Below are 6997 nucleotides of genomic sequence, written 5' to 3'. Positions count from 1 at the left end.
GTTGTGGATGCGGATGTTCTTCACCTTCATGGCACCGAAGTAGAGCTTCCCGGTGCCCCAGTTATTTTCATAGCCGCCCGCCGAGCCGCCATGGTCGAAAACGGAGACGAACAAGCCATCCTCTCCCTGGTCCTTGATCACCGCCGCTGTCACCCGGGCAACTAGGTCTAGCGCATCGTCCCACGACGTGGGCTGCATCTGGCCATAGCGCCACACCATCGGGCTGGTGAGACGCTGCTGCTGCGAGCCGCGGGCCGTCGAGTAGCGCAGTTCGCCCATGCGGGCGCCCCGGACGGACCCGAGCCCGGAATTCACCACGCAATCGTGGTCGGGCTTGATGACGATGTGCACGTCCTGGCCGTCCTGCTTGACGACGTTGTACATGGATGGCGCATACCAGGCGTCGGTTTCGGCGGCTTGCTGCTGGGAAAGGTCGACCCCGAAAGCGTTGGAAGCGGCATCGGTGCCGCCCTGCTTGTTGGTCGGCCAGGTGTAGGCGTGATAACCGCACCCGACGATGCAGTAGTGGCAGGTGACGTTGTGTTTCTTCGCGTCGGCCGGGATGATCGGCAGGCGGTCGATGTGACGTTTGTAAGCCATGATCCGATCCTCCCTTAAAGTACGTTGCTCAGGCGGCCATAAAGAAGCTCGTCGACCCCCTCGGCATAGATGTCGCCCTTGGCGTCTATGCGCAGCGCGTATTGGGGAAGGTTGGCCGTCGACTGGCCCCAGATCTGCTGCCCTCCGGCATCCGCATCGAAGCGCGAATAGTGGCCGGGACAATTAAAGGAGTGGTCGTCGGCGTTGTAGTTGAGCGGGAATCCCTTGTGCGGGCAGATCGTAGAGAAACCGACGATATCGCCTTCCGGTCCCGCGCCGCCTTCCACCTTCGTTCCGAGCTTCAGCAGCACGCCGGGCGCGTTCTCGTCTGGATAGCTGACGTCGAGGGGTTCGTTCGGCTTCAGATCAGCGACGTTGGCAAGCTTGTTCGATGGGTATTCGACGAGTGCCAGCCCCGGTGCAGCCTTCGCCTGAGCCTGCAGGGGCAATGCCACGGCTGTGGCCATTCCCGCGGCGGCAAACGCTCCTCCCCTTAGAAATTGACGGCGGCCGACGTCGACCAGCTTGTTGCAGCGATCCATGCGTTCCTCCTTGGCGAAAATCTCGTCGCCAAGGGCTGTGCAACCCCTGTGCCAACCGGAAAACCGTCGATTGCATTAGAGAAAGTGAAGGAAACCCGCCCACCAGAGGTCCGCCACGTTCGGAAATGCGGACATGCTGCGCTGCCGAAGGTTCAGGAAGTCGAACGGTCCAAGGCCCCGCGCATTCGTGGCGCATGCCGAACATTACCAACTATCAACGCAGAGGAGCGTATTGTCATTCCGTGTTCAGAACCACCGCAACGGCCGTCAATTTGGTACGGTCATCGCCGCTCAACGCAGCCAGACTCCTTGCGATGGCGTCCCCTCCAGACGTCGCCTGCAATTGCATGCGCGTCGGATCCCGCTTTTCGTGCATGCAATCGACTTCGAACTGGGTCAGGCCATCAGCCAAGCTGATGTGGCGCGCAGCGCGCTGAACCATAGACTTCGGGCCTTTCACTCCAGCATGGGCAACGAAATCGAGCGCCGAGCAGAGATGTACGTCAATCAGGTCGAGCAGTTCTTCCGCAACGCCTGCTATTTCGTTCCGCTTGACCACCTCGCGATGGTGATAGGCTTGGTTTCGGGCCTCTCGAACCCGCTTAAACTTGCCCTTGAAGACGGCTTCGTCCAGCGGGGAGCCATTCAGGAGCACAGACGGGAGCTTTCCTTTTATCACCGCCCATTGTTCATGAATCAGCTCTTCGACATCTGACATTTTCGCCAGGCTCAGCACTTCGTGGCCAGTAGCATTGTCGAGTATGCCTCGATCCAGCCGATCGCCCTCCACGTTCTTGATGAGGTTCTCGATCACTCTGCCTGTCCCATGAGTGATCGGAATCTTGTTGATCGATTCTACTTGCTCGGCCCTGCCGAGCTTGTCCAGTTCGCGTAATCTCGCGAGATGGGGAAGCCACCAACGCATGGTGCGAAACTGCTCTTCCATCCAAAAGGCAAGTTTCGTTCTATATGCCGATTCAAAAATGTGCAGGATGGGATAGAGGCTAGCCTGCTCTGCCAGCTTACGGTGGTACACCTTGTGAAGTCGGGTCGGCAGATCCGTTTGGTCTTTCCGTTTTGCCACGGCGCGAAGCTCCTTCAGCGAGTGACGGAGAAGTTCGATGTTGGAACCCGGCATGAAACGGCCTATGACATCGATCTGGTCTGCTGGAGGGGTTGCCTGCAAGGCCTCATCGAGGAGTTCACGTAGGGTGCGCGCGTGAGGCATTTCGGCATTCGCCTTAATCAAGAATTGCGATTGCATCCTTTAAGTGCTTGACTTCTCCGGCTGCAAGCGGCATTTTACCTCCACTCTGGTCACGATGCCCTTTGGGGGGCTGTGCCTACTCGCGAGGACGCGGTCGGAGTCTAAAGCAATTCAGCGAGACAGCAGAGCCCCTTTCGGGGCTCTTTCTTTTTTCAGCGGGACCCCATCCGAGCGAGGGATGGTCGCTGGGCTATCTTTCCCGGTCTGCAATCCCAAACCTGTTCATTTTCTCCCACAAGGTCGTTCGGGATATCGCAAGCAGCGTAGCTGCCTTCGCAATTTGGCCCCCCGTCTCGTCGAGCGCTCGTTCGATTTGACGCCGTTCGGCTGCATCCCGAACATCGGCGAGAGGAACGAACGCAGAGCTTCCGGCTTTGGCCACGCGCTCCGGGAACAGGTCACCAGGCATTATCCACTCGCTGGTCGACAGAGCGACCGCCCGCTCCACGCGATTCCTGAGTTCCCTCACGTTGCCGGGCCAAGGATGGCTCAGTGCAGCCTCTTCAGCCAGCGCGCTGAACCCCCGAATGCGCGTGTCCGAGCGGCTGGCCGCGTTTTCGAGGAACCTGTCCAGAAGCCATGCGATATCCTCGTGCCGCTCGCGCAACGGAGGAATTGTCACGGGCAGCACCGCCAACCGGAAATAAAGGTCTTCCCGAAAACCCGAGGACCCTCCGTGACGCGCAAGGTCTCTATGGGTAGCTGAAACCACACGGGCGCGGAACGTGCAGGCCGTTTCTCCGCCGACACGGTTGAAGCTGCCTTCCTCTATCAGCCTTAGGAGCTTCGCCTGGAGGGCCAGCGGCATGTCGCCGATTTCGTCGAGAAACAGCGTACCCTTGCCCGCCCGCTCTGCATAGCCGAGGTGCCTTTGCTGGGCCCCGGTGAAAGCCCCCTTCTCGTGGCCGAATATCTCGCTTTCGAGGAGGTCGGCCGGGATCGCCGCGCAGTTGACGGCCACGAACGGCTCTTTGCTTCGCGGCGAGATTTCGTGCAGCAGCCTCGCCGCCATCTCCTTGCCTGATCCGGTCTCCCCCGTGATCAGCACTGGCAGGTCATGGGCCGCATACCGACGCAGGAGGTCCTCGGCGTGCTGGATGGCCGGCGATTCGCCGAGGAAATAGCCTTTCTGCCGCAGCTGGCTGTGCGTTGTCCGCCGCCCGGCGTCGATTCGCCTCAGGAATTCGTCCATCGCGAACGGCTTGGTCATGAAATCGACGGCGCCGGATCGCATCAGGCGGACCGCCTGGTCGATTTCGCCGTACCCGGTGACGAACATGAAGGGCGGCGAGTTCGGCTGGTTGGCAAGTTCGTTGAAGACGGTCTCGCCGGATATGTCCGGCAGGCGGACGTCGCAGATCACCAGGTCTAGCGAACCTGAAAGCCCGCCTATCCCGGAGATTGCCTCCCGGCCGGACTGCCACCATGTCACCCGCCAGCCTTCGAGTTCCAAGCGTTGGACGATCGAGCCTCCCATCACTGGATCGTCCTCGACGAGGCCTATGCGGGCTTGATCAGGCTGCATTGGCTTTCTTGACCTCCCCTTCGAACGGGATGGTCAGCATCACCGCTGTCCCCCCGTCTTTTTTTGCGACGATGCTTGCGCTCCCGCCGAGATCGTCGACCACGCGACGCACCATCCATAGACCCAGCCCGCGGCCTGCCCTGACCGCGGGTCCGGGATCGGGGTCGATGAGCACCGCAGCGATATCGCCGGGCATTCCCGGCCCCTGGTCGCCGATCTCGATAGTCAGCACGTTTCCAGCGCGGTGCGCTCTCAGCGATATAGAACCGCCTTCGGGCGTGATCGTGCTCGCATTGAGAAGGAGGTTCAGCACCGCCTGGCGAACGGGCCCGCCCCTGATCGGCAGTTCCCGCTCGCCGCTCCAGCCGACGTCACAGTCCAGCCGCTGCCGCCTCCTGTGCAGTTCAGGCTTCAGCAGCAAGCGGACGTCGTCGAAATCGTCGGCGGTCAGCGGGCGCTGCGACCGTTCCGGGCGGTATGTCGCAAGCGCGGCCTCGACCACGTCCCGTATGCCTGCGAGGCCCCGCTCGATCAGGCTGATCGACGTCTCGCGCACTCCGGGAGTCTGGCCATGGGTCTTTAGCGTGTCCAGGGCATTGAACAGGCCGCCCAGCGGGTTGTTGATCTCATGCGCCATTCCGGACGCCAGCCTTCCCAGGCTGGACAGCTTTTCTTCCTCGGCGAGCTGCATGGCGAAGTTCGCGCGCTCGCGTTCGGCATGGACGAGCATGTTGTAGCCGCGAAACAGCCCCGCGACTTCCGAATCTCCCTCCGGGATGTCGCTGGACGCAATCGGCTCGGCTGCCCCATGCGCCGCCGAGCGCATATGGTTCTCAAGGACCCGCATGGGAGCGATCATCCTCCGCACGAGCAGGAAGCCGCCGAGGGAAAACAGGATGGCCAGAACGCCGTTCGTCACCAAGAGCGTAACCAGAATCTCGCGCCGTTCGGCGAACAGGTGAGACACGTCGAAGGTCGCGTGAATGGCGCCGATAGGATGGCCTTGATAGATCAGGTCCCGCTTGGCGAAGCCCGTCAGCGTGGAACCGTCGATCGTCACGATCCCGGGACCGTAGCGGTTCAGGTAGCGTTCCGGCAGCTGCGAGAACGTGGCTATCCGGGTCGGATCGGTCGCGGCGAGGACCCGGCCGTCCGCCCCGGTGACGACAGTTTCGATCGGAGACAACGCCTCGTAGGACGACGAGGACCTGTCGAGCGCATCGTAGACTTCCCAGACATCGCCCCGCAGCACAGCCGGCACGACGGCCGACGACAGGCCATCGAGGTATGTCTCCGCGAGCCCGTCCAGAAAACCCTCCTGAGTCCTGGACAGGCGGTCGAGAACGCGTTCTGAGATGGTGGCGCTGATCACGACCATGAGGATCGCTACCAGCGCGGGCACGCGGTATGAGACAGGAATCGAGCGCAGGCGGCTGAAAAGATTCATCCGAACTGCCTCACGATTTCGACTTCGGCCGCGATCGTGTCGAAGAGCGAGGGGTCGGTTGCCAGAAATCCGTCAAGTCGAAGAAGATCGAGAACCTTCTGTCCCTCGGGATCGCCCTTCATGGAAACGAGAGCCTGCCGCAGGGCTATCACCCTCGGATCGGCCGCCAGGGATTTGGGCGAAGCGACCGGAGGAAATCCCAGCCATTCCGAACTGCGGACGATTCTGGTTTGCTTGATCAGATCAGGCTCTGTCTCGCGCATCACCTCGTAGACATAGCCGTCGACGCTGCCCGATTGCGCCAGGCCGGAAGCCACTGCCCGGACGACATTGCGGTGTCCGTAGGTAAAGAAGCTCCGTGAGAAGAACTGCTCGGGCAGGAGCTTGTTCTTCGCCAGAAGCGTTCGGGTTACAAGAAATCCCGAGTTCGAATCCGGGTCGGAAAACGCATGAACATCGCCTTTGAGTCCGGTCCAGTCCGCGACGGCCCGGCTGGTGGCGGCGATCATGTAAGATTGGTAGAGCGGCTTCCCGTGCCAGACCGGGGTGGCCACGAGATCGAGAGCGGCCTTGTACTGGACATAGGGATAGCCGCAGATCCAGGCCGATTGAATCTGGCCCGATACGAGCAGCGAGGTGATTTCCTGATAGGTCCGACGCGTCACGAGTTCGACTGGGCTGCCAAGCCTGGATGACAGGTACGCCTGCAGGTGGCCAAGCAGCTCAAGGTCGTTGGACAGGAAAACCGGGGTCAGGCCGAATTGAAAGGGCTGGACGTCAGCCCGCGATTTTCGGGACAATGTCAGCAGCCCCAAGCCCCCTAGAGCAGCTTTGAGGACTTTCCGCCGACCGGATTCGATCTGGGTTGGCACGAATGCCTGCCTTCATTATATGAGGCCCCCAATGTATCCAGAGATACGGATACGTGCGAGATGTATGAAAAGAATAGCGGTGCAGCACACCTAAGCCAATCATTGCTGATTAGCTCCAATTTTACCTGCAAAGGTCGCCAAGGTCGTTATTAACACGCGGACATAATGTCGGCTGGCTTTGGCGGCTTTATGGGCACGACCATGCGCTTTGCGGTGGCCGCTGGCTACTTCCGCACGATCCATTCCTGAATTCGGAATCGACGTCATTGCTAACGCCCGGCTCGGATCATGGCCCGCGCAATTGCGAGCTGTGTTTCCATCCTGGCGTTCTCTTTCTGGGTCATATTGTCGACGGCAATCAGCCTCTTCAGCGCCCGCAAGGTCTCGCCTCGCGTCCAGCCTACTTCCAACATGCAGTCGATGATCGCCTGAAAACCCGGCTCCATGGCCTCCTGGCAGTCGAGCGGGCGATCTGCGTAATCCTCTTGTTGCTTCGGTGGATTGATCATTTTCACTCCATGTCCGGCACATCGCCATCGGTGAAAAGCACAGTCGGCGGCCCATAGTCGCCAAGCGCCGGGTCGGCGTCGCGACTCCATGCTATGACACCGACATGCTTTCCCGCCAGCGCCTTTGCCGTCCGGGTAGCTCGGTCCTCGCTCTGCTGATCTGTCGGGCCGTATGCAGTGAACAACTCGCCATCGTCGCCGCGGTCGAACGCAACGACCACGATCAGCTTCGGCT

At 60.8% G+C, this 6997-nt stretch carries 8 protein-coding genes and 1 pseudogene; all 9 read right to left on the bottom strand.

Annotated features, from left to right (window positions below; translation table 11 throughout):
- Positions 1–600: pseudogene (locus tag EN914_RS18375) on the bottom strand (arsenite oxidase large subunit); the annotation flags it as partial.
- Positions 601–614: 14 nt separating this feature from the next.
- Positions 615–1142 (bottom strand): arsenate reductase (azurin) small subunit, encoded by a 528-nt coding sequence (locus EN914_RS18370; RefSeq protein WP_024505037.1) that lies wholly within the window; start codon positions 1140–1142, stop codon positions 615–617.
- Between the two features lie 235 nt (positions 1143–1377).
- The gene (locus EN914_RS18365) at positions 1378–2406 is read right to left on the bottom strand and encodes a hypothetical protein (RefSeq protein WP_024505038.1); all 1029 of its coding nucleotides are present in this window, start codon (positions 2404–2406) and stop codon (positions 1378–1380) included.
- 193 nt (positions 2407–2599) lie between these two features.
- Entirely contained in the window at positions 2600–3934 is a 1335-nt protein-coding gene (locus EN914_RS18360; protein WP_024505039.1) for a sigma-54 dependent transcriptional regulator, read from the bottom strand.
- A complete protein-coding gene (locus tag EN914_RS18355) occupies positions 3924–5381 on the bottom strand; it encodes a sensor histidine kinase (RefSeq protein ID WP_024505040.1) in 1458 nt (485 codons plus the stop codon). The genes EN914_RS18360 and EN914_RS18355 overlap by 11 nt, the downstream gene beginning before the upstream one ends.
- Positions 5378–6181: a PhnD/SsuA/transferrin family substrate-binding protein gene (locus tag EN914_RS18350; RefSeq protein ID WP_281033283.1), complete on the bottom strand. Its 804-nt coding sequence runs from the start codon at positions 6179–6181 to the stop codon at positions 5378–5380. The genes EN914_RS18355 and EN914_RS18350 overlap by 4 nt, the downstream gene beginning before the upstream one ends.
- Positions 6182–6352: 171 nt before the next feature.
- Positions 6353–6520, bottom strand: a complete 168-nt coding sequence (locus EN914_RS38340; protein ID WP_164752744.1) for a hypothetical protein — start codon at positions 6518–6520, stop codon at positions 6353–6355.
- 2 nt (positions 6521–6522) lie between these two features.
- Entirely contained in the window at positions 6523–6762 is a 240-nt protein-coding gene (locus tag EN914_RS18345) for a hypothetical protein (protein WP_024505042.1), read from the bottom strand.
- Positions 6763–6764: 2 nt separating this feature from the next.
- Positions 6765–6997: hypothetical protein (locus EN914_RS18340; RefSeq protein ID WP_127389189.1), on the bottom strand; the 233-nt coding region annotated here is incomplete at its 5' end.

Source organism: Mesorhizobium sp. M7A.F.Ca.CA.001.08.2.1 (genome assembly GCF_003998455.1).
Lineage (GTDB): Bacteria > Pseudomonadota > Alphaproteobacteria > Rhizobiales > Rhizobiaceae > Mesorhizobium > Mesorhizobium ciceri.
Note: the sequence above shows the minus strand (reverse complement) of the source record. Positions and strands in the feature narration are given on the sequence as shown.

What these genes read in the sequence shown, in the direction of transcription:
- EN914_RS18355 (WP_024505040.1), bottom strand. Translation starts at nt 5,381, where the DNA reads ATGAATCTTTTCAGCCGCCTGCGCTCGATTCCTGTCTCATACCGCGTG.
- EN914_RS18365 (WP_024505038.1), bottom strand. Translation starts at nt 2,406, where the DNA reads ATGCAATCGCAATTCTTGATTAAGGCGAATGCCGAAATGCCTCACGCG.
- EN914_RS18370 (WP_024505037.1), bottom strand. Translation starts at nt 1,142, where the DNA reads ATGGATCGCTGCAACAAGCTGGTCGACGTCGGCCGCCGTCAATTTCTA.
- EN914_RS18345 (WP_024505042.1), bottom strand. Translation starts at nt 6,762, where the DNA reads ATGATCAATCCACCGAAGCAACAAGAGGATTACGCAGATCGCCCGCTC.
- EN914_RS38340 (WP_164752744.1), bottom strand. Translation starts at nt 6,520, where the DNA reads ATGACGTCGATTCCGAATTCAGGAATGGATCGTGCGGAAGTAGCCAGC.
- EN914_RS18360 (WP_024505039.1), bottom strand. Translation starts at nt 3,934, where the DNA reads ATGCAGCCTGATCAAGCCCGCATAGGCCTCGTCGAGGACGATCCAGTG.